This is a genomic window from Chimaeribacter coloradensis (genome assembly GCF_002858715.1).
Taxonomy (GTDB): Bacteria; Pseudomonadota; Gammaproteobacteria; order Enterobacterales; family Enterobacteriaceae; genus Chimaeribacter; species Chimaeribacter coloradensis.
The window spans coordinates 459310-483137 of sequence record NZ_PJZH01000001.1 but is presented as its reverse complement, the minus strand read 5'-3'; the positions used below and the strand labels follow the sequence as shown (position 1 = coordinate 483137).

The following is a 23828-nucleotide window of genomic DNA, read 5'->3' as shown; positions in this document are numbered from 1 at the left end:
CCCGTTATCTGCAAAAACGCTCCCCCGGGAGCGTTTTTTTATGCCTGTGGCCCGGCGTGCATCAGGATCAGCGCTTTCGCCATGCAGTTTTCCACCCCGGCGACAAAGGAGACCGGCGCGATCAGCCCCACCTGCGCCTGATGCGCCTGATCCGCCCCCTGTTTCAGTGCGTCTGCCAGCGCCGCATAGAGCGGGGTCTGGAGGGCGATCGCCTGTAACAGCATCGCCTTTTTTACCGGGTAGAGCCGGGACAGCAGCAGCTGCGCCCGTTTCCCCGCCTCGCCCCCCTGTTTGCTGACCACCTCAAGCTGGGCCAGTGTGCGGTTGAGTTGCTGCATCAGGCTTTCACTCATGATTGACCTCCCCTTGTGCCGGCAGTGAGAGTAACGGCATCAGCCGCCCGGCATAGCTGACCCGGCGGCTGTACTCTTCCAGCGCCGGGTGGGCATCCACCGGTTCATCCAGGTTGCGCAACGTCTCCTGCTGGGCGGCGTACAGCGACGTCACCATGCCGACCATCCGGGTGCTCAGGGCCTGCCCCTGCGCCTCTGCCTGCTCAGCATCATTCAGCGCCTCCAGCGCCTGCCGCCGCCGCGAAGCGCCGGTCTGCGGGTCGTCCAGCACCTGCCGGGCGGTGTTGCGCAATTCTGCGGCACTGGTCAGGTAGAGCGCCATATAGCCTGAGCCGTTGGCCTCGAAATCCTCCGCCAGCAGACCGGCCAGCTGGCCCACCACCGGCTGGTAGGCGTTCATCAGCAGCCTGACCCGGGTGAGTTTGCGCTGGAAGTAGTACCGCTGCCCCAGCGTCTCCCCCATCGCCCGGATCTGTTTCGTCACCATCACCGGCAGAAACATGCCCAACGCCAGCTGGGTATTATCCAGCAGGCCGTTAAAGGCTGCGGTGGCCTCCGGCGTCCGCTCCTGGCGCAGCAGCGCCTGCATCGCCTCGCCGTAGCGTTGCAACGCCCGGGCGGCCGCCACGCGCTGCACCGTGTGCTCCAGCGGCAGATCCTGCCGCGGCGGGATGCCGCTGTCGCGGGTCAGCAGCAGGAACTGCTGCTGATAGGCCATGCGGTTAATGCCCTGATGCATCATGATCAGCGCCTGTTCACTGAGTTTGCCCGCCTCGGCATTCTGCCCGGCAAAATTTTCGGCGGTGTGCTGCGGTTGCGTATCGGCGGCGCACCCCGCCAGCAGGCAGGCGACAAGTAACGCCAGTGCCGGCCACACTCTTTTTACCCAGCTTCTTTTTATCGATTTGCTTTCTATAGACATCGTGCCCTGTTCCCCTGCCCGTTACACAGGGATAACCTTAGCCTGCCGGGATCGCGCCCGGCAGAGGGCGCGCGGCTAAATGAGGAAAAATGAGGAAGATGAGTGAGGCAGAGGGCGGCTTACCCGGGTTACAGGTGGCTGACCCAGTTCAGGTGGGTCGGCGTCCCGGCGGCCGGCGGCGGCGCATTCAGCAGCGCGGTGCGGACATCACGCGATGACATGCCATACTCCTGCACCAGCAGGCGGCGCAGGGTGGCGGGCGACAGGCCGCAGCGGCGGGCAATGGCCGTCAGGCTCAGATCCGAGAGGGAGGTGGTACGCATCAGCCGCCGCGCCAGGGTGGCGCGCCGGTTACGGATAAACAGCGCAATGCCACCCATCGGCTCAAACAGCCGGTAGAGCGCCGCGCGTGACAGGCCAAACTGCCGGCACAGCATCTCCGCCGTCAGCGGCTGCGCCAGATGCTGCTCAATATAGAGGCAGACCTGCTCCAGCCGCGAGCTGTGGGCGAACGGTGCCTCGACCGGCACGCCCGCCACCAGCGACAGGGTGTGCAGGATCAGCGCCGCCGCCCCTTCGCCGGTCGCCAGCACCTCCGGCTCGCTCAGGGTGTCAAACACCTGCAACATACCGTTGAAATGCTGGCGCAGCAAAAAGCTCATCGGCGACGCGGCAGGCAGCACCCGGCCATGCAGCGCGGCAATATCCAGGCTCAGGGCGACCGTGTGTTTCGGCAGAATAATGTACTGGTAGGTGCAGAGATGGGGCGGCGAGCTGCTGGGGTGAACATGGATGGCGATCGGTTGCGAGGAGTCCTGGATCAGGATGTCCCCCTGCTGCACCGAGAAACGGCGGCCAAAACAGCGGCACTCCATGCCGCCCAGCACCATGATGAAAATCAGCACATGATCGGGCATTGAGAAAATATTGCCGCGCTGGCGATGAATATCATGCTCACTGACGTTCAGTATCCCGCCGACCAGACGGCCGAAGTTATAGCCAGTGACCTCCCAGTCAAACCCGGTGAAGGCCTGCCGTGACAGCTCCAGCTTGAGGCCGGCCGAGGACATGCCATCTTCCCACTCATAAAAACGCGTATCGAAATCCTCATAGATATGGGCTGAATCGGTAATTTTTCGCGTAATAAGGTGGCTCATCGTCCTCTCCGGGCGCAGGCACAAGGGTAAGGCCCCCGGTGCAGTGTCGTCCGGAAGCGGTTTCTTTCATTATCGGCATGGCGTGGCGGATATTTACTGCCTCCGGTGGATTTTTGAGCGGGCCTTTTGCTTTTGCCGCCCGCCCCCTTCTATAGTCATGGTAAGGCAGCCGGCCGGTTGCCCCTTTCAGGGAGGTGCGCGATGCTGACGATTCTGGGGAGAACCTCCTCGATCAATGTCCGGAAAGTGTTATGGACCTGCGATGAGCTGGCGCTTGATTATCAGCAGGAGATGTGGGGCCACGGCTTTCAGTCTACCCACCAGCCTGCGTTTCTGGCGCTGAACCCCAATGCCCAGGTGCCGGTGCTGCGGGACGGGGAATTTGTGCTGTGGGAGTCCAATGCCATCTGCCGTTATCTGGCGGGCGGACCGCCGGGCAGCGCCCTCTACCCGCAGGAACGGCGCGCCCGGGCGGATGTCGACCGCTGGATGGACTGGCAACTCGGCGATCTCAACAGCGCCTGGCGCTATCTGTTCAACGCCCGGATGCGTAACACCCCCGCCGAGCCCGATCGCACCCTGCTGGCGGAGAGTGAAGCCAGCTGGAACCACCACCTCACGCTGCTCGCCCGCCGGCTGGAACAGACCGGGGCCTATGTCACGGGGCATGAATTTACCCTGGCGGATATTGTGCTGGGCCTTTCGGTGCACCGCTGGCTGATGACGCCGGTGTCACGCCCGTCACTGCCGGCCATCGACCGCTATTATGACCGGCTGCGTGAACGGCCTGCGTTTGCCCGGTACGCCACTCAGCAGTGGCCCTGATGTGATAGGTGCACGGCAATTAATTGCTCGCGCAAAGTAATCACTCTTTGCTACCCTTTATCCTGCTGAGAATTCAGCAACATGACCGTTTTTTCCCCACTTTACCCGCTACCTGAGAAGACGATGGAAAAAAGAAAATTCCTGGATGAATCGCGCCAGCTCAAGCGGCTGAATGCCCTGACCCGGCGGCAATCCCACGTCTATAAATGGTTTGCGATTGTTGCCGCCCTGGACTGCCTGCTGGTCTCATTCTATGACCAGGATATGCGCAATATCCTTTTCTCCGGGGCGGTCTGCGCGGTCAGTACCTATCTCTATTTACGTGACCGCGCCAGGGCGCGCCGCTACCGCCGGGAGTGGGATGAGAAGTTCGGCCCAAAGCCGTGAGCGGTGCGGCGGCGCTTAGCGCCTGACAGGACGCGCCGCATGGCGGTTCAGACGGTTTCCCCCGGCCGGATAAAATAGGGCGGGCGGCACTTAGAGCGTGATAAACAGTTGATGATACTTAAATAATCAGAATGGCGTTATGATTGGCTGGCAAAATCAAAAAAGCCAGTAAAATAATTCACTTATCCTTCGCCCTGCGCGAGACGCCGCCATATTTCAGTGCTAATCTTGCCGCATTCCCCTGCTCAGGACGTTTGAAAATGCTCAATGACATTGCCATATGTCAGGCTGTGCTGAATGCACTTCCGGAAGCCACCCTTATTAAAGATGATTCACTGAAACTGGTGTTTGTGAACCAGCGAGCCTGTGAGTTTTTCGGTTATTCCTATGACGAAATGGTTGGGCAGGATTTCACCTTTTTCATGACGGCTGAGCAGTCCGCACGGCACACCAGCCGTGTGCTGAAGGTATTAAAAAGCGGTGAGCCGCTGGAGAGCGAGGAGATCATCACCGACGCGGCCGCCAAGAGCCGCACGGTGCTGATCCGTAAAACCCGGATCGTGATGAACAACCGTTTCTTCGTGCTCTCTATCCTCAGCGACATCTCCCTGCTGCGCAGCTCTGAGGCGCAGATCCGCTATCTCGCTTACCATGACACCCTGACCGGCCTGCCGAACCGCACCTCCCTGAATGAGGAGCTGAACCAGCTGGCCGCCCGCAGCCTCTACCATCCGCAGCATTGCGCGCTGCTGGTGTTTAACCTCAACCATTTCACCGTGCTGAATGACACCTACGGCTACCAGTCCGGTGACAGCATCCTGTGTGAATTTGGCCAGCGCCTGCGGGCGCTGATTGGTCAGCAGGGGCTGCCGGCGCGGCTGGGCGCGGATGAGTTCGCCCTGTTGTTGCGCGGCAAATCCTCGGTGGCGGAGGTGGAGCCGGTGGCCAACGCCATTATTTCGATGATGCATGAGCCCTTTACCCTGACACAGGCCAAGCCGGTGGTGACGATCTCCTGTGGGATCGTCAGCATCAACAGCGAAAACCTCACGGCCGGGGAGATCCTGCGGCGCGGTAATGCCGCCCTGCGGGAGGCGCAGCGCCAGGGGCAGAATACCTTCTGCTTCTACTCCGAGGCGCTGGATGCCGGGTCAGAAAACAAGCGGGTGATGGTGAAGGCGCTGGCGGAATCCCTGACCAAAGAGGGCGAGCTGACCTGCGTCTACCAGCCGATTTTGCGCAGCAGCGATGAGAAGATCATCGGGGTTGAGGCGCTGGCGCGCTGGACGCACCCGCAGCTGGGGCCGGTGCCGCCGGTGCAGTTTATCGCGCTGGCGGAAGAGACCGGGCTGGTCAGCCAGCTTGGCGAGTCGGTGCTGCGCCAGGCGTGCCGCCACATCCGGCCGCTGGGGGATCTGCGGCTGGCGATTAACGTCTCTGCGGTGCAGTTACGCGAAACGCAGTTTGCCGAGAAAACCCTGGCGCTGCTGCAGGAGGAGGGGTTCCCCTGCCACCGGCTGGAGCTGGAACTGACTGAAACCGCCGTGCTCAACGCCGACGCGCGCAGCCTGCAACAGCTGAAGCAGCTGCGTACCGCGGGCATCAAAATTTCGCTGGATGATTTCGGCACCGGTTACTCCAGCCTGAGCCTGCTGAAAGACATTGCGGTGGACAGCGTCAAAATCGATCGCTCCTTTGTGCAGTACGTCAATGACGTCACCGACACGGCGGCGATTGTCACGGCCGTGTCGCAGCTCGGCCATAAGATGAAGCTGAACGTCATTGCCGAAGGGGTGGAGAATACGTCGCAAAAGAGCTTCCTGCTGACGGCCGGCTGCTCCCATATGCAGGGTTTCCTGTTCTCACGCCCGGTGCCGGTGGATGTGCTCGCCGCCCTGCTGCCCGCCGCCTGAGGGTATGGCCGTCCCTGCCGCGGCAGGAACGGCAACCTATAAGCAAAATCAATAATACCTTTTTTGGTATTAATTCATTCAATTGGTACTTCGCCCTGCGCTGCGTCATAGTCTTTACAGGCGGCCACCCCCGCTTAAAGAAGCCTAAAATCAATCCACTATGGAACAGCTTATGACGCACTCTGCCCCCCTGACCGGCCCTTACGGCACCCCTGCGGTGACCCTGGCCCGTGGCGCGCGTGCTGCTGATAAATCCAAGAAACAGTCGCTCATTTGACCGGGCGCTGTCCCGTCAGGTGAGATGACAGGACAGCGGTACCACGGCAACGTGATTCCCCCCTGACCTCTTCTCCCTGACGGTACCCTACTTTTACAAGGAGAAGTCTATGTCACATTTTTCAGGTATCTGGGTTCCGCTGGTTACCCCGTTCCGCCAGGGCGCGCTGGATCTGCCTGCGCTGCAACAGCTCGCCACCTCCCTGATTGCCCGCGGCGTGTCGGGCGTGGTGGTCTGCGGCACCACCGGTGAGGCGGCGGCGCTGAGCCATGATGAGCAGTTACAGGCGCTGGACGCGGTGCTGGACGTGGTGCCGGGCGCACAGGTGGTGATGGGGCTGGCCGGTAACCACCTGCCGTCGGTGCTGGCGATGCAGGATGCCATCCAGCAGCGGCCGGTGGCCGGGCTGCTGGTCGCGGCACCTTACTATATCCGCCCGACCCAGGCGGCGCTGGCCCACTATTTCACTACCCTGGCCGACCGCACCCACCTGCCGGTTATTCTGTATAACGTTCCTTACCGCACCGGCATTGCGCTGGAGTGGGAGACGCTGCGCACCCTGAGCGATCACCCGCGGATTGTCGCCATCAAAGATTGCGGCGGCAATGCTGAGCTGACGCTGGACCTGATCAACGACGGCAAGCTGGATGTGCTGACCGGTGAAGACACGCAGATGCTCACGGTGCTGGCGCTGGGCGGCACCGGGGCGATCACCGCCTCTGCCCACCTCTGCCCGGAACGCTTTGTGGCACTGGTGCAGCAGGTGGCCGCGGGTGACCTCCCGGCCGCGCGCGCCACCTTCTTCGGCCTGCTGCCGATGATCCGCCTGCTGTTCTCCATTGCCAACCCGGTGGCGATCAAATGCGCGCTGGCGCTGGACGGCCAGATGGAAAACGAGCTGCGTGAACCGATGCTGCCGGCCCCGGCAGAAGTGGAACAGGCGCTGCGCGACTACTTTACTCTGCATCTGCACTGAACCCCCGGCGGCGAACCGGTGCCCCTGCGCCACGCCGCTGTTTTATTTGCTTTTGCGCACGGTTGCCCCCTGACTTTTCCCCCATCCACTTCTAGGATAAAGGCTTAATCAACCCCCCGATGGAGCCTTTACCATGAAACTGTATTACAAGCCGGGTGCCTGCTCGCTCTCCCCCCATATTGTGCTGCGTGAAGCCGGGCTGGACTTCAGCATTGAGAAGGTCGACCTGGCCTCAAAAAAGACCGAACACGACGCTGACTTCCTGGAGATTAACCCGAAGGGCCAGGTGCCGGTGCTGCAACTCGATGACGGCAGCATCCTGACCGAGGGCGCGGTGATTGTGCAGTACCTGGCCGACCAGAAGCCTGACCGGCAGCTGCTGCCGGAAGCGGGCAGCGCGGCGCGTTACCATGCGCTGGAGTGGCTGAACTATGTCGCTACGGAGCTGCACAAAGGGTTCAGCCCGCTGTTCAACCCGCGCCTCCCGGAAGAGGCGAAAGCGGTGATGCGTGAGCTGCTGGAGAAGAAGTTTGTGTTCCTGGATGGGCAACTGGCGGATAAAGAGTATCTGTTGGGCAGCCGCTTCAGCGTGGTGGATGCCTACCTGTTTACCATTCTGGGCTGGGCCAAGGCGCTGAAATTTGATTTTTCCGGCCTGCCGCACCTGCGCGCCTTTATTGACCGCATGGCGGCCCGCCCGGCGGTGGATGCGGCGCTGTTCGCGGAAGGGCTGAAATAACGCAGACGCGTTCCCAAAAGCAGGGGCAGCGCATGCCCCTGCCGGGCTTCAGAGTTTTTCTGCGCTGAAGTGGTGGGTCGGGCGGGCGATCGCGTCCTGTGCGGCCACCACCTGCAACTCATACTCCCCCATCTCACGCGTGGTCAGCATCACGTCGTAGACCGCCGCCGTCACATGCTCCAGTGCCTTGTCCAGCGGTTCGCCCTTCAGCAGGTTCACCAGCAGCAGGCCGCTGGTCAGGTCGCCGACGCCCACCGGCTGGCGATCCGGGAAGGTCACCAGCGGGCGGCTGATGTGCCACGCCTCATCCGCCGTCACCAGCAACATCTCAAAGGCGTCGGCACTGCGGGCCGCGCGGGCCAGGTGTTTTACCAGCACCACTTTCGGCCCCTGGGCGCAGAGCGCGCGCGCCGTGGCCACCGCCTCCTCCACGCTGTTGATTGCCCGGCCGCTCAGCTGCTCCAGTTCAATCAGGTTAGGCGCAATCACATCGCTGCTCGGCAGCGACTGCGTGCAGTGGAACTCCGCCACGCCCGGCGCGACGATGCAGCCCTTTTCCGGGTGGCCCATCACCGGGTCACAGAAGTAGAGCGCCTGCGGGTTGGCCTCCTTCACGCGGCGGACAACCTCCTGGATATGCTCGCCCTGCTCGGAGGAGCCGATATAACCGCTCAGCACCGCATCGCACTTTTGCAGCTGGCCGATGTCCGCAATGCCCTGCACAATCTCAGTGAGGTGGCTGGCGGGCATCACGCAGCCGGTCCAGCGGCCATATTGGGTATGGTTGGAGAACTGGACGGTATTGAGCGGCCAGACGTTCACGCCCAGGCGGCGCATCGGGAATTCGGCGGCACTGTTACCGGCGTGGCCGAATACCACATGCGATTGAATAGAAAGTATATTTTTCATAGCAACACCCTGCTGACTTACCCTTACCAAAAGCGCCGTTACGGCGGCATGTCGTGTTCAACCGGTCAGGCCGGTTTGCGTTATTGTCCCGCGACGCGGGTAAAAATAAAGGGGGCATTACGCCCCCTTCTGACTCTGGTGCCGGTTATTTCCAGCTCACCAGGCAGTAATGTTTCTTGCCGCGGCGCAGCAGGGTGTATTTGCCGAACAGGCGGTCATCCGCGGTGAAGCGGTATTCGGCGTCAGCCTGTTTCTCACCGTTCACCTGCACCGCATTGGAGGTGATCATGGTGCGCGCCTGCCCGCGGGAAGGCACCAGCTCAGCGTTGACCAGCGCCTGTTGCAGGTCAGCATCCTGTTCCAGTTCGATGGTCGGCATCCCGTCCTGCGCCAGTTGCGCAAAGTCCGCCTCGGTCATCTCACCCAGCGCCCCGGAGAAGAGGCTGGCGGTGATGCGGCGGGCCGCGGCCAGCCCTTCTTCACCATGCACCATCCGGGTGACCTCTTCCGCCAGCACATACTGCGCGCGCGGGGCTTTGCCGCTGTTTTTGTCTTCCTCTTCCAGGGCGTTGATCTCCTCCAGGCTCAGGAAGGTGAAGAACTTCAGGAAGCGGTAGACGTCGGCGTCTGCGGTGTTGATCCAGAACTGGTAGAACTTGTACGGGCTGGTTTTTTTCGGGTCGAGCCAGACGGCGCCGCCCTCGGTTTTCCCGAATTTGGTGCCGTCCGATTTGGTGATCAGCGGCACGGTCAGGCCAAAGACCTGTTTCTGGTGCATACGGCGCGTCAGGTCGATGCCGGAGGTGATGTTACCCCACTGGTCAGAGCCGCCGATCTGCAGCTCAACGCTGTGCAGGCCATAGAGCGAGGCGAAGTCATACCCCTGCAACAGGTTGTAGGAGAATTCGGTGAAGGAGATGCCGCTGTCTTCACGGTTCAGGCGCTGCTTCACCGCTTCCTTGTTGATCATCTGGTTCACGGAGAAGTGCTTGCCGATGTCACGCAGGAAGGTCAGCACATTCATGTTGCCGAACCAGTCGTAGTTGTTGGCGGCGATGGCGCTGTTGTCACCGCAGTCAAAATCCAGGAACGGGGAGACCTGGCGGCGGATCTTCTCCACCCACTCCGCCACGGTGTCGCTGGTGTTGAGCTTACGCTCCGCGGCTTTGAAGCTCGGGTCACCGATAAGCCCGGTCGCCCCGCCCACCAGCGCCACCGGCTTATGCCCGGCCAGCTGGAAACGTTTGAGGCAGAGTAACGGAACCAGATGGCCCAAGTGCAAGCTGTCTGCGGTGGGATCGAAACCGCAATAGAGTGCAATTGGCCCTTGCGCCAGTCGCTCTGCTAACGCTTTTTCATCCGTAACCTGGGCGATAAGGCCCCGCTCTTGCAATTGTGCAATCAAATTACTGCTGGTCATCAATGACTCCGTGAGGGTTGATAAGTGTGCTGCCCTGCCGCTTACCGGGCCAGGCGTGGCCTGTGGATAAGGGCGAAATTCAGAAAGGACATAGAATAAAGCGCCCGTAGCCCGAGCGCCAGAAGTAAGCACGGTTTTTACGGTTCAGGGGGCGAGACGGTCGATTTTCCAGCCATCCGCCTGGCGCTGATAGATAAACCGGTCGTGCAGGCGGTGCTCGCCGCCCTGCCAGAACTCCACCGAGTCAAAGGCCACGCGGAACCCGCCCCAGAAACTCGGCAGCGGCACTTCGCCATGCTGGAATTTCTGCTTCAGCTCGAGGAACTTGCTCTCCAGCACGCCGCGCGCCGAAATCCGCGAGGATTGCTGCGACACCCAGGCACCAATCTGGCTCTCTTTCGGCCGGCTGCTGAAATACTTCATCACCTCCAGCGTGGAGAGCCGCTCCGCACGCCCCAGGAAGCTCACTTGGCGCTCCAGCGTATGCCACGGGAAGTGCAGGCTGATTTTGGGGTTGTGGCTGAGGTGTTGCGCCTTGCGGCTGCCGAGGTTGGTGTAGAACACCAGCCCTTTTTCGTCATAATGTTTGAGCAGCACGATGCGCTGGAACGGCTGGCCGCTTTCGTCAACGGTGGCCACGCACATCGCGGTGGGGTCTGCCAGCTGGGCGTCGCACGCCTGCTGGAGCCAGAGGCTGAAGAGATCCAGCGGATCGTCCGTCAGGTCGTGGCGGCGCAGGCCGCCTTTAGTGTATTCGCGCCGTAGATCGGCGATAGAGAGTTTTTCAGTCATAGCCCATGCGATCCTGTCAACATGTACAACACGGCCAGCCTCCGGCCCGCCGGGTGGCGGTACCCGGTCAGCGGCTGACCACACAATCTGAGATAATTACCTCATCGTCCCGCTGGATCAACGCTTTCTCACCCTGTGACCAGTAGGTGTAACGGCCGTCGCTGTATTTGGCACCGGAGGCCGCCTCCACGTGCGGCAGGTGCAGCTGTTCGCCATCCAGCAGCAGGCTGACGCTCTCGCGGTCAGCGGCCTGGGTGACCGTGAGCGGCAGCGTGCCGCACTGGTAATGGATAACCTGCGCCACCGGCTTAGTGAAATGGCTGCATCCGGCCAGCGCCAGCAGCAGCGCCGCCGGGATACTCTGTTTACGCATTGTTTTCCTCACGCTTTGGGCAGCCTCAGCACAGGTGTGCACCGGCCGCAGGGTAAATCGCGCCCAGCACCGCAGCCTCTGAGGCACCGGTCACTGACGGCAGGTTGCCCGGCAGCCCGGAGAGTGTCCGGGCGGCCAGCCAGGCAAACGCCAGCGCTTCCATATCGTCCCCGCTGATGCCGAACGGGTCAGTGGGGCTGACCTCGGTGCCCGGCAGCAGTGCCGCCAGGCGGGCCATCACCAGCGGGTTACGCGCGCCGCCGCCGCAGACCAGCAGCCGCTCACAGCCGCCGCTGAGCAGCACCTGCTCGGCGATAGTGACCGCCGTCAGCTCTGCCAGGGTGGCCTGGACATCCTCCGGGGCCAGCCCCGGATAGGCCGCCAGATGGCGCTCCAGCCAGGCGAGGTTGAAATACTCCCGCCCGGTGCTTTTCGGGGCCGGGGCCGCAAAATAGGGGTCTGACAGCATCTGCTGCAACAGCGCAATCGCCGGCCGCCCCGCCAGCCCCAGCGCGGCATCCTCGTCGTAGGGCAGCGCGCGCTGACGCCAGATCCAGGCATCCATCAGCATGTTGCCGGGGCCGGTGTCGAAGCCGCGCACCGGCTGGCCCGGCAGCAGCAGGGAGAGGTTGGCGATGCCGCCGATATTGAGCACCATCCGCCGTTCGCCGGGGTGGGCGAGCAGCGCGTCATGGAACGCCGGTACCAGCGGCGCACCCTGCCCGCCCAGCGCAATATCACGCCGCCGGAAGTCGCCCACGGTGGTGATGCCGGTCAGGGCCGCAATACGGTGGTTGTCACCCAGCTGCATTGAAAACGGGGCCTCCCCGCCGGGTTCATGCCAGACAGTCTGGCCGTGGCACCCGATCGCCGTGACATCGCCCGCGGCCACGTTTTGCTCAGCCAGCATGCTCTGAATCGCCTCCGCAAAGAGCTGGCCAAGCCGGGCGTCCAGTTGCCCCACCTGTGACAGTGTCACCTGTTGCCCCTGGCACATCCCGAGGATCGCCTGCCTGATTGCCGGCGGCATCGGGTGGGTGTAGCGGCCGAGCTGGGCCACCCGCTGTTCATCAATGGCGGCCAGCACCACATCAATCCCATCGAGGCTGGTGCCTGACATAACGCCGATATAACGGCCTGATTTCATAACCTGTCCTCTTACTGCGGTATCATCGTTCTCTCTTCACTACATCAGATTTACGGGGTTAACGCCATGAAAGCGGCTGATTTTTTAACATTTCCGCGATCGCGCTCCCTGCGCAGGGCACTTCATGGCTGCGGGGCTGTCAGAAACGTAAATGACCGTTTATTATCAGTTGACGTCCCAACGGGTATGCTGGCCCGCAGCGAACCGGCAACATAGCGGTTAAGCCGGTTATCAGCCATACTTTTACCGGTCGTCATCATCATTACGTCGCCAGGCAGGAAGTGCCGGGGACGGAGCGTAAAAAATAGGAGTTTTTTATGATTAAGCGTCTTCTCGTGGTGGCATTAACGGGCGCAACGCTGGCAGGTTGTGTCAATGACAGCGGCCTGTCCGGCGATGTCTACACTGCCGATCAGGCCAAACAGGTGCAGAACGTGACGTACGGCACCATTGTTTCTACGCGCGCAGTGCAGATTCAGGGCGGTGAAGAGAACAACGTTATCGGTGCCATTGGCGGCGCGGTACTGGGCGGGTTCCTGGGTAACACCATTGGCGGCGGCTCCGGCCGGAGCCTGGCGACCGCCGCAGGCGCAGTGGCCGGTGGGGTCGCGGGTCAGGGCGTCCAGGGTGCGCTGAACCGCAGCAACGGCGTGGAGCTGGAGATCCGCAAAGATGACGGCAACACCATCATGGTGGTGCAGAAAGCTGATGCCAGCAAATTCAGCGTTGGCCAGCGTGTCAGCCTGGCGAGCAGCGGCAGCACGGTAACGGTCTCTCCGCGCTAAGCGGCAGCGCCCGATGTAAAACCGGCGGCCAAGGGCCGCCGGTTCTGTTTCTGTGCTGTGAAGTCTTCAAAAATTATTATTTATTTTGTAATTCAATAATATTCTCTTCTAATTTCTCAATCAGTTTTGTCAGTACCTCGACCTCATGTGGCGTAATGCCGGCCAGAATCTCCCGGCGGGTAGAGTCGATCACGTTTTCGACTTGATTAATCACCGGCGCGGCCGCGTCCGTGAGCTTGATACGTTTGGCCCGGCGATCGTTGGCGCAGGTATGGCGCGTGATAAGTCCCTTCTCTTCCAACTGGTCAAGCGTGCGGACCAGCGACGGCTGCTCAATCCCAATGGCTTTTGCCAGCTGGATTTGTGACTGCTCAGGCGGTAGCCTGTTGATATTGTGCAACGTCACCCAGTGGGTCTGGGTCATTTCCAGTGGCTTGAGCCGGTGGTCAATCAGGGCACGCCATACACGTACCAATCGTGCTAAATCAGAACCTAAGTTGGACTCCAATTGTCCCTCCTTATAATTAGCGTGCTAACATTACTTCCCAGAGTGTAGCCTATTTTGGAGAGATAAGAACCCAAATTCAATTATATATAACATTATAATGATGTCTGGTTTAATAATTTATGACGTGAATCATTGATACGCTTTTAAAACAAATTATGTATTCATCAAAAGGATAATACCATTGTGAATATTCCCTCCTTTTTGGCTGCCGACCCCTTTCAGGAGGTGGTATTTGGTGCCTCTCTCTATTTCCCCCCGATATTTAAGGCGTTTGCACTGGGTCTTGTATTATGGCTGGTGATACATCACGTCTTACGTGAAAAGATCTATGCCGGTGACATCTGGCACCCGGTGTTGATGGATCTTGCCCTGTTTGTGCTCGCGGTAAGTGTTTCCCAATGGATTTTGGTGAAGTGGTAAATAAATAATGACATTTAAAAGCCTAAAATATTTCTCTACTCTGTTGATCTGCGTCGTGGCAATTTTCGCAGGATGGTGGTTGTGGAATTATTACATGCAGTCACCCTGGACGCGTGACGGAAAAGTCCGGGCAGAAGTGGTCACCATTACCCCTGAAGTCTCCGGCCGCCTGATCACTATTCCGGTGCGGGATAACCAGTTTGTCCGCGCCGGTAGCCTGCTGTTTGCCCTCGATCCTGAACCTTTCCGGATAGCGCTGGACAACGCCCGCGCCACACTGGCCAATGCCGATGCCGGGCTGGCGAAGGCGACCCATGAACTGGCGCGCCGCCAGGGGCTGAAGGGGGTGATCTCTGCGGAAACACTGGATGAAGCGCGGCTGGCGGTGAAATCGATGCAGGCGCAGTATCAGCAAGCACAGGCGGCGGTGGCCCAGGCGCAGTGGAACCTGAGCAAAACCCGGCTGGTGGCCCCCACTGACGGCTATATCACTAACCTGCAGGCCCGGCAGGGAAACTACGCCAGCGCCGGGACGCCGCTGGTGGCGCTGGTGGATGCGCATTCGTTCTATGTGATGGGCTATTTTGAAGAGACCAAGCTGCGCCATATCCGGGAGGGGGATCGCGCCCGGCTGGTGCTCTATGACGGCGATGTGCCGCTGACAGGCCGGGTGGAGGGCATCGGGCGCGCCATCTCTGACCAGAGCCTGGACAGCAGCGGCACCCTGCTGATGGAGGTGAAGCCCAATGTTCCCTGGGTGCGGCTGGCACAGCGGGTGCCGGTGCGCATCGCCCTGGAGCAGGTGCCGGCCGGGGTAAGGCTGGTGGCCGGCACCACCTGCACCATCTCAATCGGGGAGTAGGCGCGTGACCCTCTCCCGGCTGACCTGGCCCCGCACGCCCTGGGGTAACGCCACCGCCGCCCAGTGGCGCTATGCGCTGCGCAACAGCCTGGCGATGGCGCTGGCGCTGTGGGTGGCGTTTTACCTGCAACTGGATGAGCCGACCTGGGCGCTGACCTCGGCGGCGGTGGTGAGTTTCCCTACCGTGGGCGGCGTGATCAGCAAAAGCCTGGGGCGGATTGCCGGCAGCCTGCTGGGGGCGGCGGCCTCGATCCTGATCGCCGGGCACTGCCTGAACGACCCGTGGCTGTTTACGCTGGTGATTGCCGCCTGGATCGGCAGCTGTACCTTTGTCGCCAACCATTATCAGAATAACGTCTCCTACGCCTTTGCCCTGGCCGGGTATACGGCAGCGATCATCGCTTTCTCCACGGTTAACCTCACCGACACACAGGCGATCTGGGACGTGGCGCAGGCGCGGGTCTGTGAAGTGGTGACCGGCATTCTGTGCGGCGGGCTGATGATGATGATCCTGCCCAGCACCTCTGACGGCAGCACCCTGCTCGCCTCCCTGCGCAGCCTGCATACCCGGCTGCTGGAGCATGCCGCCATGCTGTGGCAGCCGGAGGTCAGCCCGCGTATCCGTACTTCCCATGAAGGGGTCATCAGCCAGATTCTGACGCTGAACCTGCTGCGCATTCAGGCCTTCTGGAGCCACTACCGCTTCCGGCGGCAGAACCGCACCATCAATTTCCTGCTGCACCAGCAGCTTACGCTGACCAGCGTGATCGCCGGCATCCGCCGGATGCTGCTGAACTGGCCCTCGCCGCCGGCGCACCTGCCGGCGACGCTGGAGCAATTACTGGCCCAGCTGGCCCGCCCGCACACCACCTACTATGAGCTGGCTAAGACACTGCAACCTCTGGCCCCGGCCGGGGATGCGGATTTCCGGCAGCGGGCGCTCTGGCTGCGCCTGCACCACTTCTGCCGCCTCTACCTGCAAAGCGGGCGCTGGTTACGGCGCATTGAGCATGCCGGGCCGGTGACAACGCTTGCCCCGCCTGCCACCCGCCGCCTCGCCCGCCATACCGACACCTATGAGGCGGCCTATAATGGCCTGCGCACTTTTTTATGCATCGTCATCGGCTGCGCTTACTGGATCACCACCCAGTGGGAAGCGGGCAGCGCCGGGCTGACGCTGGTGGCGATTAGCTGTGTGCTCTACTCCTCCACGCCCTCGCCCATCAACAGTATTACCACCCTGCTGAAGGCGATGCTGCTGCTCTCGATCGCCACCTACCTGATCAAATTCGGCCTGATGGTGCAGATCAGCGAGTTATGGGTATTTACCTGTTTCCTGTTGCCGCTGCTGATCACCATGCAACTGCTTAAGTTGCAGCAGGCCCGTTACGCCGCGCTGTGGGGGCAGTTGATTGTGTTCAGCGGATCGTTTTTATCCATTGCCAACCCGCCGGCGTATGACTATCAGGCCTTTATCAACGACAGCCTGGCAAAACTGGCCGGGGTGATGCTGGCCGGGGTGGCGTTCCAGGTGCTCAGGCCAAGTTCCGACACGCGGAAAAGCCGCCGTTTGATCCGCGCCCTGCGGCGTGACTTCATTGACCAGTTACGGCCGCGGCCGCAGCGCACCCAGGCTGATTTTGAGTCACTGATTTATCACCGCATCAGCCAGCTCAATCAGGGTAAGGATGAGGTGTCGCGCATCTGGGTATTACGCTGGGGGGTGGTGTTGCTGAACTGCGCCCAGGTGGTATGGCAACTGCGTGAGTGGGAGACGCGGGCCGACCCGCTGGCCCTGGTACGGGACCGCTGCCTCCGCTGCCTGATGGGGATCATGACCGAGCGCGGCGTCAACCCTGTTGCGCTGGCGGAGAGCCTGGATGAACTCCAGACCATGAGTGAGGCGCTGGCGCGCCACCCGACACCGGCCGCACGCGACCTTGCCGGCGTCATCTGGCGGCTCAGCGCCTCGCTGTCACAGTTGCAGCAGGCGGTACCGGACAGCGCGCCCCCGGCGCTGAAACCGGCCTGATACCCAGGCCGGGCCGGGGTGCCGGGTCAGATCACGCCGCAGGCGATGCGGCCGCCCCCGCCGCCGAGCGGCATCGGCATATCCGCGTGGTTATCGCCCCCGGCATGGATCATCAGCGCCTTGTTATCAATCTCTGAGAGCTGTTTCAGGCGCGGGGCCAGCACCTGATCGCTGGCGCTGCCGTCCTCATGCACAAACAGCACCGGCAGGTCACCCAGGTGGCCGTTTTCATACGGCCCCAGATGTTTGCCGGTTTTCTGCGGGTCGAAGTGATCGCCGGCCGCCTGCGCCGCCACTTTTTTGCCGTCTTTCATCGCCGCATCGCAACTGCCGTTCTGGTGGACATGGAAACCATGTACCCCCGGCGGCAGAGAGGTCAGTTTTGGCGTAAACAGCAGGCCATATTGCGTTTCGCTGATGGTAACGGTGCCAATGGCTTTGGGTTCGCCGTCGGCAGAGACCAGGTTCATGGTGACATCTTTGCTGGCGGCCTGTGCCGCGCCACAGACCATTACCGCCACCAGCGCCACGCCGGAAAGAGAATTCATGCTGCCTCCAGTGCCTGTTGATTCAGAACCCTGAGTATAGGCAACCTCCCCCTGTTCCGTGCTGCCGCCTCGCTTGTCTCCGGGACAACCCTGCGGATTGTGACGCAGATCACTTTTTCATCAGGGCACGTCATACCCCAGCGCCGCCTTACGGATGCGGAACCACTGCTGGCGGCTGAGCGACAGGGAGAGGGCCGCGCACGCCTCCTGCACCCGCGCAATCTTCCCGGTACCGAGGATCGGCAACGGCCGGCTCGGCAGCCGCAGGATCCAGGCGTAGACCACCTGTTCCGGTGACTGTGCGCCAATCTCCCCGGCGATCGCCTCCAGTTCATCACGCAGCGCCTGGTAGCGCGGTTCGGTAAACAGGCGGCCGCCGCCCAGGCATGACCAGGCCATCGGCCGGACGCGCAACTGCTGGCACTGGTCCAGCGTGCCGTCGAGGGTCACCGTCTGGTTCAGCGGGGAGATCTCCACCTGGTTGGTCGCCAGCGTAAACGGCAGGCGCGATTGCAGCAGGCTGAACTGGGCCGGGGTAAAGTTGGAGACGCCGAAATGGCGCACTTTGCCGCTGCTGTGCAGGGTGGTAAAGGCGTCGGCCACCTCGTCGGCGTCCATCAGCGGGTCCGGCCGGTGGATAAGCAGCAGGTCGAGGTAGTCGGTATGCAGGTTTTTCAGCGACTGCTCCGCACTGGCCACGATGTGCGCCCGGTCAGTGATGTAGTGGCCGAGGGCGTGGTCCGGCCTGGCCGTCGTGGCGATGCCGCACTTGCTCACGATCTCCATGCGCTCACGCAGCGCGGGCTTCAGGCGCAGCGCGTTACCGAACGCGGCTTCGCACTGGTAGTCACCGTAAATATCGGCGTGGTCAACGGTGGTGATGCCCAGTTCAATATGCTGCTCCATAAAGGCCAGCAGCGCCTGCGGTGACATTTCCCACTCCATCAGCCGCCAGTAACCGGCAATCAGCGGGGAGAATTCAGGGCCTTGCGGAGAAATCTGACAACGTTGATGCATAACCGCTTCCTCAGAAAAGATAAGGTGCCCAGCATACACAAATGCCCGGCCGGACTCGACGGCAGCGCCGCGCTTTGCGCGTTGCTTCGCAAGAAACAGGAAAAATCCGGGGTGTTAAAACAGGGAGGGTTGTTCCGGCGGCGGATCCTCAGCCTGACGCGCCAGCCGCTGTTGCCGCAGGAAACGCTGGCGGCAGAGGTAGAGCACGTGCCGCTTCTGGGCATCGCTCAGGGTGCCCCAGTTAAAACGCTCCTCCCGGCTGCGCAGGCAGCCGCGGCAAAACCCTTTGGCATCCATCTGGCAGATGCCGCGGCAGGGGCTGGGAATGGCAAAAAACTCCAGTTGCTCGGCCATGAACCTCTCCTCGGAAACCTGCAATTGCGCGGCACGGGCGGTGAATAAAAGGTAATACCGTTAATTGAAGCCCCTTTCTCCCCGGCTGGCAAGGCAACCGTGCCCGGCCGCGGTGCGATTATTCAACGCGGCTGATGGATCCTGTCTATGCTTCATGCAGGCGTACGCGCCGTTTTCCCTTCGCCCGGGGTCAGGCGGGTTACCCGCCTGTTTAAGGTTCTCTTAAGTTTCAACTGATAACCTGTGCTGACTCCTTTCAGACGGATCTCCTATTTCAATGCGAACTTTGCGAACGTTACACTGTAACTCCCTGGTCTATGTGCTGGTGACGGCACTGCTGTTTGTGGTGTTCCAGAACCTGTTATTCCTGCATAAGACCTGGTCACTGATCAATTTTGGCCGGGCACACGACGTCCTGTTCGCCATGACGGTACCGCTGGTGCTGTTTCTGGCGCTGAATATTATTTTCAGCGTGCTGGCCCTGCCCTATATCCGCAAACCCCTGATCATTGCGCTGCTGCTGTGCGGCGCGGGCGTCAACTACTTCATGTTCAGTTATGGCGTGGTGATTGACAGCAACATGATGCAGAACACCTTTGAAACCACGCCGCAGGAAGCCGGGGCGTTGCTGACGCCGGAGTTGCTGCTCTGGCTGCTGGGGGCCGGGGTGCTGCCGGCGCTGCTGATAAGCCTGATCAAGGTGCGTAACCGCCGCCCGTGGTGGTACATGCTGGGGCTGCGGGCTGCAAACATTCTGGCGTCAGTGGTGATCATTCTGCTGATTGCGGCCTTCTTCTATAAAGATTACGCGTCGCTTATCCGCAATAACCGCTCAATTGTGAAGATGCTGACGCCCTCCAACTATGTCAGCGGGACGATCTCCTTCGCCCACCACCGCTATTTTGACGAGAACCTGCCGCTGGTCCGCATCGGTACGGATGCCCATAAAGGCCCGGTGATTCTGGCGCAGCCGAAAAAAACGCTGGTGGTGCTGGTGGTCGGCGAGACGGCGCGTGCTGAGAATTTCTCCCTGGGCGGCTATGACAAACTGACCAACCCCCGGCTGGCGAAACAGGGGGTCAGCTATTTCCGCCACGCCTCCTCCTGCGGCACGGAGACGGCGGTCTCTGTGCCCTGCATGTTCTCCACCATGCCGCGTGAGCACTATGACGCCACGCTCGCCAGCCACCAGGAGGGGCTGATGGATGTGTTCAAACATGCGGGGGTGAATGTGCTGTGGCGCGAAAATGACAGCGGCTGCAAAGGCGTCTGTGACCGGGTGCCGCATCAGGATGTGACCCAGCTCAAGCTGGCGGAATGGTGTAAAGGCGACCTCTGCCGCGACGGCGCGCTGCTCGCCGGGCTGGATAACTACATCAATGGTCTGAAGGATGACAGCGTGATCGTGCTGCACCAGATCGGCAGCCACGGCCCGGCCTATTACCAGCGTTATCCGGCGGAGTTCCGCGTCTTCACGCCGACCTGCGACAGCAACCAGATCCAGAACTGCGATCATGAAAGGCTGGTCAATACCTATAACAATACGCTGCTCTACACCGACGCCATGCTGGATGACACCATCAATGCCCTGAAACAGCACAGCGACAGGTTCAACACGGTGATGGTTTACCTCTCAGATCATGGTGAATCCCTGGGGGAGAACGGCATGTACCTGCACGGGACGCCCTATTTGTTCGCCCCGTCGCAGCAGACCCATATCCCGTTTTTGATCTGGATGTCGCCGCAATATGAGAAGAGTTACGGCATTGACCGCCAGTGCCTGAATACTCTGGCCGCTAACGAGGCCGTTTCCCAGGATAACCTCTTCTCCCTGATGCTGGGGCTGATGAACATCCGGACGCAGGCGTACCAGCCGGCGCTGGACATCATGCAGCGCTGCCGCCACAGCTGACACCCTCTGCACTCCCCTGGCCGGCGTGATAAGACGCCGGCTTTTTTATGCCCCCGCGTTTACCCCTTCAGGCAACCCGCCGCCGCGCTGCGCACATTTAAACAATCTGCCGCGGCCCTGCCCTTGCATAGTGTCCGCTGATATTCGTTTGTTTTCTGGAGATAAGATGAGCACACTTTTCACGCCGTTAACCGTCGGCACACAGACCCTGCCGAACCGCGTTTTTATGGCCCCGCTGACCCGCCTGCGCAGCATTGAGCCGGGCGACATCCCCACTGAGCTGATGGGCGAGTACTACGCCCAGCGTGCCGGTGCCGGGCTTATCATCTCCGAAGCGACCCAAATTTCCTTCCAGGGCAAAGGCTATGCCGGTGCGCCGGGCCTGCACACCCCGGAGCAGATCGCTGCCTGGAAAGCCATCACCGCCCGGGTGCACGCCCAGGGCGGCCACATGGCCGTGCAGCTCTGGCACGTCGGCCGCATCTCCCACCCGGAACTGCAACCGGGCAAACAGCTGCCGGTAGCACCTTCCGCCCTGCCGGTGAATACCCGTACCACGCTGCGTGATGAGGCAGGCCAGCCGGTCCGGGTGGATTGCCCGGTACCGCGCGCGCTGGAGACCCATGAAATCCCGGGTATTGTGGAGGATTTCCGCCAGGCCGCGGCCAACGCCGTTGAGGCAGGTTTTGACTATCTGGAGCTGCACGCCGCCCACGGCTACCTGCTGCACCAGTTCATCTCCCCGGAATCGAACCAGCGTACCGACCAGTATGGCGGCAGCCTGGAGAACCGCGTGCGCCTGACGCTCGAGGTGGTGGATGCCGCAGTGGCCGAAGCGGGGGCTGACAGCGTCGGTATCCGTATTTCGCCGCTGGGCACCGTCAGCGGGCTGGGCAACGGCGAAAACGAGGTGGAAGATGCGCTCTACCTGATTGAGCAGCTGAACCAGCGCAAACTGGCCTATCTGCACATCTCCGAGCCGGACTGGGTCGGCGGGGCCTCGTATACCGAGACTTTCCGCGATGCGGTACGCGCCCGTTACCAGGGGGTGATTGTGGGTGCCGGCGGCTATACGCAGGAGAAAGCGGAGACGCTGATCGCCAAAGGCTATATTGATGCCGCGGCCTTTGGCCGTGACTACATCGCCAACCCGGACCTGGCCGAACGTTTCCGCCAGGGCGCGCCGCTGAACGAACAGCGTACTGAGCTGTTCTACGGCGGCGGCGCGGAAGGCTATACCGACTACCCGACGCTGTAACCGCACGTCATGCGCCGCTTCAGGCGGCGCTTTTTTGCATCACATTGAATTTATTCGCCTGCGAAGGCTATACTTAACTGTTTTTACCTTAATGGCGTGGGAGTCTCCCGCGCCCAAACTTGTTATCAGAGGACAATATGCGCTTACTCCATACCATGCTTCGCGTCGGTGATCTGCAACGCTCCATCGACTTCTACACCAAGGTATTAGGCATGCGTCTGCTGCGTTCCAGTGAAAATACCGAATACAAATACTCCCTGGCGTTTGTGGGTTACACCGACGAGAGCGAAGGCGCGGTGATTGAGCTGACCTACAACTGGGGTGTTGAGAGCTACGAAATGGGCACCGCTTACGGCCACATCGCGCTGGGCGTGGACGATGTCGCCGCTACCTGCGACCAGATCCGCAACGCGGGCGGCAACGTGACCCGTGAAGCCGGCCCGGTCAAAGGCGGCACCACGGTGATTGCGTTTGTTGAAGATCCGGATGGTTACAAAATCGAACTGATTGAAAACCGCCACGCCGGCCACGGCCTGGGCAACTGAGTCCCTGCCTGACGGGTGCGGCTCCGCACCCGTTTCTCCCGCCCTGTTTTTCCCCGCCTGCATCCGCTGCAAAAATTTGCCATAATGCGCGCTGAATTCGGACAAGATAAGAAACTGATGGCTGATAAAAGTGATCTCAACGCCCTGAGTGGCCGCTTCCGCGGGTTCTACCCCGTCGTCATTGATGTTGAAACCGCCGGTTTCAACGCCCGCACCGACGCCCTGCTGGAGATTGCCGCAGTAACCCTGCGCATGGACAGTGACGGCTGGCTGATGCGTGACGAAACCCTGCATTTCCACGTCGAGCCGTTTGAAGGGGCGGTGCTGCAACCGGAAGCCCTGGCGTTTAACGGGATTGACCCGCACAACCCGCTGCGCGGAGCCGTCAGCGAATATGACGCGCTTCATGCCATTTTCAAAGCCGTGCGCAAAGGCATGAAAGAGCAGAACTGCAACCGGGCGATTATCGTGGCGCACAACGCCACCTTCGACCACAGCTTCCTGATGGCCGCAGCGGAACGGGCCGGGCTGAAGCGTAATCCCTTCCACCCGTTTGCCACTTTTGACACCGCCGCGCTGAGCGGGCTGGTGCTGGGGCAGACGGTGCTGGCCAAAGCCTGCATCACCGCCGGGATTGCGTTTGACAGCACCCAGGCACACTCGGCAATTTATGACACGGAGCAGACGGCGCTGCTGTTCTGCGAGCTGGTCAACCGCTGGAAACGGCTGGGCGGCTGGCCGCTGGCGACGCCCGATGAGGCACCTGAGGCCGAGGGCTGAGGGCTGAGGGCTGCCCTGCCGGGCAACGCCGGCGCAAAAGAAAACGGGCGGCCCTGAGGCCGCCCGTTTTTTTGCATGGCGGGCCACTGCCCGCCCGATACGCTTACTGCTGGTCTTCCTGAGACTTGTGCTTCTCAGCAGTCTCTTTGATCAGCTGCTGCAGTTCGCCGCGCTGGTACATCTCCAGAATGATGTCACAGCCGCCGACCAGCTCGCCATCCACCCACAGCTGCGGGAAAGTCGGCCAGTTGGCATATTTCGGCAGTTCGGCGCGGATGTCCGGGTTCTGCAGGATGTCCACATAGGCAAAGCGCTCGCCACAGGCAGACAGCGCCTGCACCGCCTGAGCGGAGAAGCCGCAGCTCGGCAGCTTCGGTGAGCCTTTCATGTAGAGCAGGATCGGGTTTTCAGAGATCTGGGCCTGAATTTTATCAATCGTCGTCGTCATTATCTTGCTTCCTCACGCCATTAGCTGGCTGTTATGCGTCACGTCAAATCGGCACTGGGTCTATTGTAACGATGGCAGCTACCGGATAAAAACGCCATTTTTTACAGGGTTTTTCCCGCCGCCCGGCCACACAGCGCATGACCTGCCACCCGGAATCAATAAACATTCA

The 23828-nt window shown here is 61.1% G+C and carries 26 protein-coding genes; 13 read left to right on the top strand and 13 right to left on the bottom strand.

The window, feature by feature from the left end:
• Positions 1-38: 38 nt before the first annotated feature.
• The 3 genes from CYR32_RS02245 to CYR32_RS02235 all read right to left on the bottom strand — a co-directional run bounded on the left by CYR32_RS02245 (position 39) and on the right by CYR32_RS02235 (position 2432).
• Positions 39-353 carry a hypothetical protein gene (locus CYR32_RS02245; RefSeq protein WP_101822087.1) on the bottom strand — a complete coding sequence of 105 codons (315 nt, stop codon included), beginning with the start codon at positions 351-353 and terminating at the stop codon, positions 39-41.
• Entirely contained in the window at positions 346-1275 is a 930-nt protein-coding gene (locus tag CYR32_RS02240) for a hypothetical protein (protein ID WP_146000657.1), read from the bottom strand. The genes CYR32_RS02245 and CYR32_RS02240 overlap by 8 nt, the downstream gene beginning before the upstream one ends.
• 128 nt (positions 1276-1403) lie before the next feature.
• Positions 1404-2432: an AraC family transcriptional regulator gene (locus CYR32_RS02235; RefSeq protein ID WP_101822083.1), complete on the bottom strand. Its 1029-nt coding sequence runs from the start codon at positions 2430-2432 to the stop codon at positions 1404-1406.
• Positions 2433-2633: 201 nt separating this feature from the next.
• Here CYR32_RS02235 and CYR32_RS02230 point away from each other — a divergent pair, with 201 nt between their 5' ends.
• The 5 genes from CYR32_RS02230 to gstA all read left to right on the top strand — a co-directional run bounded on the left by CYR32_RS02230 (position 2634) and on the right by gstA (position 7549).
• On the top strand, positions 2634-3257 hold the full coding sequence (locus CYR32_RS02230; protein WP_101822081.1) for a glutathione S-transferase family protein: 624 nt from the start codon (positions 2634-2636) through the stop codon (positions 3255-3257).
• Between the two features lie 123 nt (positions 3258-3380).
• Positions 3381-3644, top strand: a complete 264-nt coding sequence (locus CYR32_RS02225) for a hypothetical protein (RefSeq protein ID WP_101822079.1) — start codon at positions 3381-3383, stop codon at positions 3642-3644.
• Between the two features lie 260 nt (positions 3645-3904).
• The gene (locus CYR32_RS02220) at positions 3905-5557 is read left to right on the top strand and encodes a sensor domain-containing protein (protein ID WP_101822077.1); all 1653 of its coding nucleotides are present in this window, start codon (positions 3905-3907) and stop codon (positions 5555-5557) included.
• 386 nt (positions 5558-5943) lie between these two features.
• Positions 5944-6810, top strand: coding sequence for a 4-hydroxy-tetrahydrodipicolinate synthase (gene dapA, locus CYR32_RS02215; RefSeq protein ID WP_101822075.1), 867 nt, complete (start codon positions 5944-5946; stop codon positions 6808-6810).
• Between the two features lie 133 nt (positions 6811-6943).
• Positions 6944-7549, top strand: a complete 606-nt coding sequence (gene gstA / locus CYR32_RS02210; protein WP_101822073.1) for a glutathione transferase GstA — start codon at positions 6944-6946, stop codon at positions 7547-7549.
• 48 nt (positions 7550-7597) lie between these two features.
• Here the strand turns inward: gstA and pdxY are convergent, their stop codons facing one another.
• The 5 genes from pdxY to anmK all read right to left on the bottom strand — a co-directional run bounded on the left by pdxY (position 7598) and on the right by anmK (position 12190).
• Positions 7598-8458, bottom strand: a complete 861-nt coding sequence (gene pdxY / locus CYR32_RS02205; protein WP_101822071.1) for a pyridoxal kinase PdxY — start codon at positions 8456-8458, stop codon at positions 7598-7600.
• 145 nt (positions 8459-8603) lie between these two features.
• Complete coding sequence (tyrS, locus tag CYR32_RS02200) at positions 8604-9878, bottom strand: tyrosine--tRNA ligase (RefSeq protein ID WP_101822069.1); 1275 nt, start codon at positions 9876-9878, stop codon at positions 8604-8606.
• Between the two features lie 144 nt (positions 9879-10022).
• Positions 10023-10670 (bottom strand): pyridoxamine 5'-phosphate oxidase, encoded by a 648-nt coding sequence (gene pdxH, locus CYR32_RS02195; protein ID WP_101822067.1) that lies wholly within the window; start codon positions 10668-10670, stop codon positions 10023-10025.
• A 67-nt stretch (positions 10671-10737) separates the two neighbouring features.
• Positions 10738-11043 carry an MliC family protein gene (locus CYR32_RS02190; RefSeq protein ID WP_101822065.1) on the bottom strand — a complete coding sequence of 102 codons (306 nt, stop codon included), beginning with the start codon at positions 11041-11043 and terminating at the stop codon, positions 10738-10740.
• Between the two features lie 25 nt (positions 11044-11068).
• Positions 11069-12190, bottom strand: coding sequence for an anhydro-N-acetylmuramic acid kinase (anmK, locus tag CYR32_RS02185; RefSeq protein WP_101822063.1), 1122 nt, complete (start codon positions 12188-12190; stop codon positions 11069-11071).
• A gap of 317 nt (positions 12191-12507) precedes the next feature.
• On the opposite strand from anmK, the gene CYR32_RS02180 reads away from it, so the two are divergent.
• Complete coding sequence (locus CYR32_RS02180; RefSeq protein WP_101822061.1) at positions 12508-12975, top strand: outer membrane lipoprotein; 468 nt, start codon at positions 12508-12510, stop codon at positions 12973-12975.
• A gap of 76 nt (positions 12976-13051) precedes the next feature.
• On the opposite strand, the gene slyA is transcribed toward CYR32_RS02180, so the two are convergent.
• On the bottom strand, positions 13052-13483 hold the full coding sequence (gene slyA, locus CYR32_RS02175; protein ID WP_101822059.1) for a transcriptional regulator SlyA: 432 nt from the start codon (positions 13481-13483) through the stop codon (positions 13052-13054).
• A 183-nt stretch (positions 13484-13666) separates the two neighbouring features.
• Between slyA and CYR32_RS02170 the strand changes: the two genes are divergently transcribed.
• Genes CYR32_RS02170 through CYR32_RS02160 form a run of 3 tightly spaced genes read left to right on the top strand, consistent with a single transcriptional unit; the run spans position 13667 to position 16797 of the window.
• The gene (locus tag CYR32_RS02170; protein WP_241523730.1) at positions 13667-13903 is read left to right on the top strand and encodes a DUF1656 domain-containing protein; all 237 of its coding nucleotides are present in this window, start codon (positions 13667-13669) and stop codon (positions 13901-13903) included.
• Between the two features lie 7 nt (positions 13904-13910).
• Entirely contained in the window at positions 13911-14765 is an 855-nt protein-coding gene (locus CYR32_RS02165) for an HlyD family secretion protein (RefSeq protein ID WP_101822057.1), read from the top strand.
• Positions 14766-14769: 4 nt separating this feature from the next.
• Positions 14770-16797 carry an FUSC family protein gene (locus CYR32_RS02160; protein ID WP_101822055.1) on the top strand — a complete coding sequence of 676 codons (2028 nt, stop codon included), beginning with the start codon at positions 14770-14772 and terminating at the stop codon, positions 16795-16797.
• A 26-nt stretch (positions 16798-16823) separates the two neighbouring features.
• Here the strand turns inward: CYR32_RS02160 and sodC are convergent, their stop codons facing one another.
• The 3 genes from sodC to CYR32_RS02145 all read right to left on the bottom strand — a co-directional run bounded on the left by sodC (position 16824) and on the right by CYR32_RS02145 (position 18716).
• Positions 16824-17345 (bottom strand): superoxide dismutase family protein, encoded by a 522-nt coding sequence (gene sodC / locus CYR32_RS02155; RefSeq protein ID WP_101822053.1) that lies wholly within the window; start codon positions 17343-17345, stop codon positions 16824-16826.
• Positions 17346-17465: 120 nt separating this feature from the next.
• Positions 17466-18362 carry an aldo/keto reductase gene (locus CYR32_RS02150; protein ID WP_101822051.1) on the bottom strand — a complete coding sequence of 299 codons (897 nt, stop codon included), beginning with the start codon at positions 18360-18362 and terminating at the stop codon, positions 17466-17468.
• A 114-nt stretch (positions 18363-18476) separates the two neighbouring features.
• The gene (locus tag CYR32_RS02145) at positions 18477-18716 is read right to left on the bottom strand and encodes a DUF1289 domain-containing protein (RefSeq protein WP_101822049.1); all 240 of its coding nucleotides are present in this window, start codon (positions 18714-18716) and stop codon (positions 18477-18479) included.
• Between the two features lie 277 nt (positions 18717-18993).
• Between CYR32_RS02145 and eptA the strand changes: the two genes are divergently transcribed.
• From eptA to rnt, 4 genes are all read left to right on the top strand, one after another.
• On the top strand, positions 18994-20628 hold the full coding sequence (gene eptA, locus CYR32_RS02140; RefSeq protein ID WP_101822047.1) for a phosphoethanolamine transferase EptA: 1635 nt from the start codon (positions 18994-18996) through the stop codon (positions 20626-20628).
• A gap of 166 nt (positions 20629-20794) precedes the next feature.
• Positions 20795-21886: an alkene reductase gene (nemA, locus tag CYR32_RS02135; protein ID WP_101822045.1), complete on the top strand. Its 1092-nt coding sequence runs from the start codon at positions 20795-20797 to the stop codon at positions 21884-21886.
• Between the two features lie 137 nt (positions 21887-22023).
• Positions 22024-22431, top strand: coding sequence for a lactoylglutathione lyase (gene gloA, locus CYR32_RS02130; protein ID WP_101822043.1), 408 nt, complete (start codon positions 22024-22026; stop codon positions 22429-22431).
• 84 nt (positions 22432-22515) lie between these two features.
• Positions 22516-23211, top strand: a complete 696-nt coding sequence (rnt, locus tag CYR32_RS02125) for a ribonuclease T (RefSeq protein WP_101822160.1) — start codon at positions 22516-22518, stop codon at positions 23209-23211.
• Between the two features lie 103 nt (positions 23212-23314).
• Here the strand turns inward: rnt and CYR32_RS02120 are convergent, their stop codons facing one another.
• Positions 23315-23659 (bottom strand): Grx4 family monothiol glutaredoxin, encoded by a 345-nt coding sequence (locus CYR32_RS02120; protein ID WP_101822041.1) that lies wholly within the window; start codon positions 23657-23659, stop codon positions 23315-23317.
• Positions 23660-23828 lie beyond the last annotated feature (169 nt).

Excerpts from the sequence above, each read along its gene's own strand:
- CYR32_RS02245 (WP_101822087.1), bottom strand. The coding sequence starts at position 353 with ATGAGTGAAAGCCTGATGCAGCAACTCAACCGCACACTGGCCCAGCTT.
- CYR32_RS02240 (WP_146000657.1), bottom strand. The coding sequence starts at position 1,275 with ATGTCTATAGAAAGCAAATCGATAAAAAGAAGCTGGGTAAAAAGAGTG.
- CYR32_RS02235 (WP_101822083.1), bottom strand. The coding sequence starts at position 2,432 with ATGAGCCACCTTATTACGCGAAAAATTACCGATTCAGCCCATATCTAT.
- CYR32_RS02230 (WP_101822081.1), top strand. The coding sequence starts at position 2,634 with ATGCTGACGATTCTGGGGAGAACCTCCTCGATCAATGTCCGGAAAGTG.
- CYR32_RS02225 (WP_101822079.1), top strand. The coding sequence starts at position 3,381 with ATGGAAAAAAGAAAATTCCTGGATGAATCGCGCCAGCTCAAGCGGCTG.
- CYR32_RS02220 (WP_101822077.1), top strand. The coding sequence starts at position 3,905 with ATGCTCAATGACATTGCCATATGTCAGGCTGTGCTGAATGCACTTCCG.
- dapA (WP_101822075.1), top strand. The coding sequence starts at position 5,944 with ATGTCACATTTTTCAGGTATCTGGGTTCCGCTGGTTACCCCGTTCCGC.
- gstA (WP_101822073.1), top strand. The coding sequence starts at position 6,944 with ATGAAACTGTATTACAAGCCGGGTGCCTGCTCGCTCTCCCCCCATATT.
- pdxY (WP_101822071.1), bottom strand. The coding sequence starts at position 8,458 with ATGAAAAATATACTTTCTATTCAATCGCATGTGGTATTCGGCCACGCC.
- tyrS (WP_101822069.1), bottom strand. The coding sequence starts at position 9,878 with ATGACCAGCAGTAATTTGATTGCACAATTGCAAGAGCGGGGCCTTATC.
- pdxH (WP_101822067.1), bottom strand. The coding sequence starts at position 10,670 with ATGACTGAAAAACTCTCTATCGCCGATCTACGGCGCGAATACACTAAA.
- CYR32_RS02190 (WP_101822065.1), bottom strand. The coding sequence starts at position 11,043 with ATGCGTAAACAGAGTATCCCGGCGGCGCTGCTGCTGGCGCTGGCCGGA.
- anmK (WP_101822063.1), bottom strand. The coding sequence starts at position 12,190 with ATGAAATCAGGCCGTTATATCGGCGTTATGTCAGGCACCAGCCTCGAT.
- CYR32_RS02180 (WP_101822061.1), top strand. The coding sequence starts at position 12,508 with ATGATTAAGCGTCTTCTCGTGGTGGCATTAACGGGCGCAACGCTGGCA.
- CYR32_RS02165 (WP_101822057.1), top strand. The coding sequence starts at position 13,911 with ATGACATTTAAAAGCCTAAAATATTTCTCTACTCTGTTGATCTGCGTC.
- sodC (WP_101822053.1), bottom strand. The coding sequence starts at position 17,345 with ATGAATTCTCTTTCCGGCGTGGCGCTGGTGGCGGTAATGGTCTGTGGC.
- CYR32_RS02150 (WP_101822051.1), bottom strand. The coding sequence starts at position 18,362 with ATGCATCAACGTTGTCAGATTTCTCCGCAAGGCCCTGAATTCTCCCCG.
- CYR32_RS02145 (WP_101822049.1), bottom strand. The coding sequence starts at position 18,716 with ATGGCCGAGCAACTGGAGTTTTTTGCCATTCCCAGCCCCTGCCGCGGC.
- eptA (WP_101822047.1), top strand. The coding sequence starts at position 18,994 with ATGCGAACTTTGCGAACGTTACACTGTAACTCCCTGGTCTATGTGCTG.
- nemA (WP_101822045.1), top strand. The coding sequence starts at position 20,795 with ATGAGCACACTTTTCACGCCGTTAACCGTCGGCACACAGACCCTGCCG.
- gloA (WP_101822043.1), top strand. The coding sequence starts at position 22,024 with ATGCGCTTACTCCATACCATGCTTCGCGTCGGTGATCTGCAACGCTCC.
- rnt (WP_101822160.1), top strand. The coding sequence starts at position 22,516 with ATGCGCGCTGAATTCGGACAAGATAAGAAACTGATGGCTGATAAAAGT.
- CYR32_RS02120 (WP_101822041.1), bottom strand. The coding sequence starts at position 23,659 with ATGACGACGACGATTGATAAAATTCAGGCCCAGATCTCTGAAAACCCG.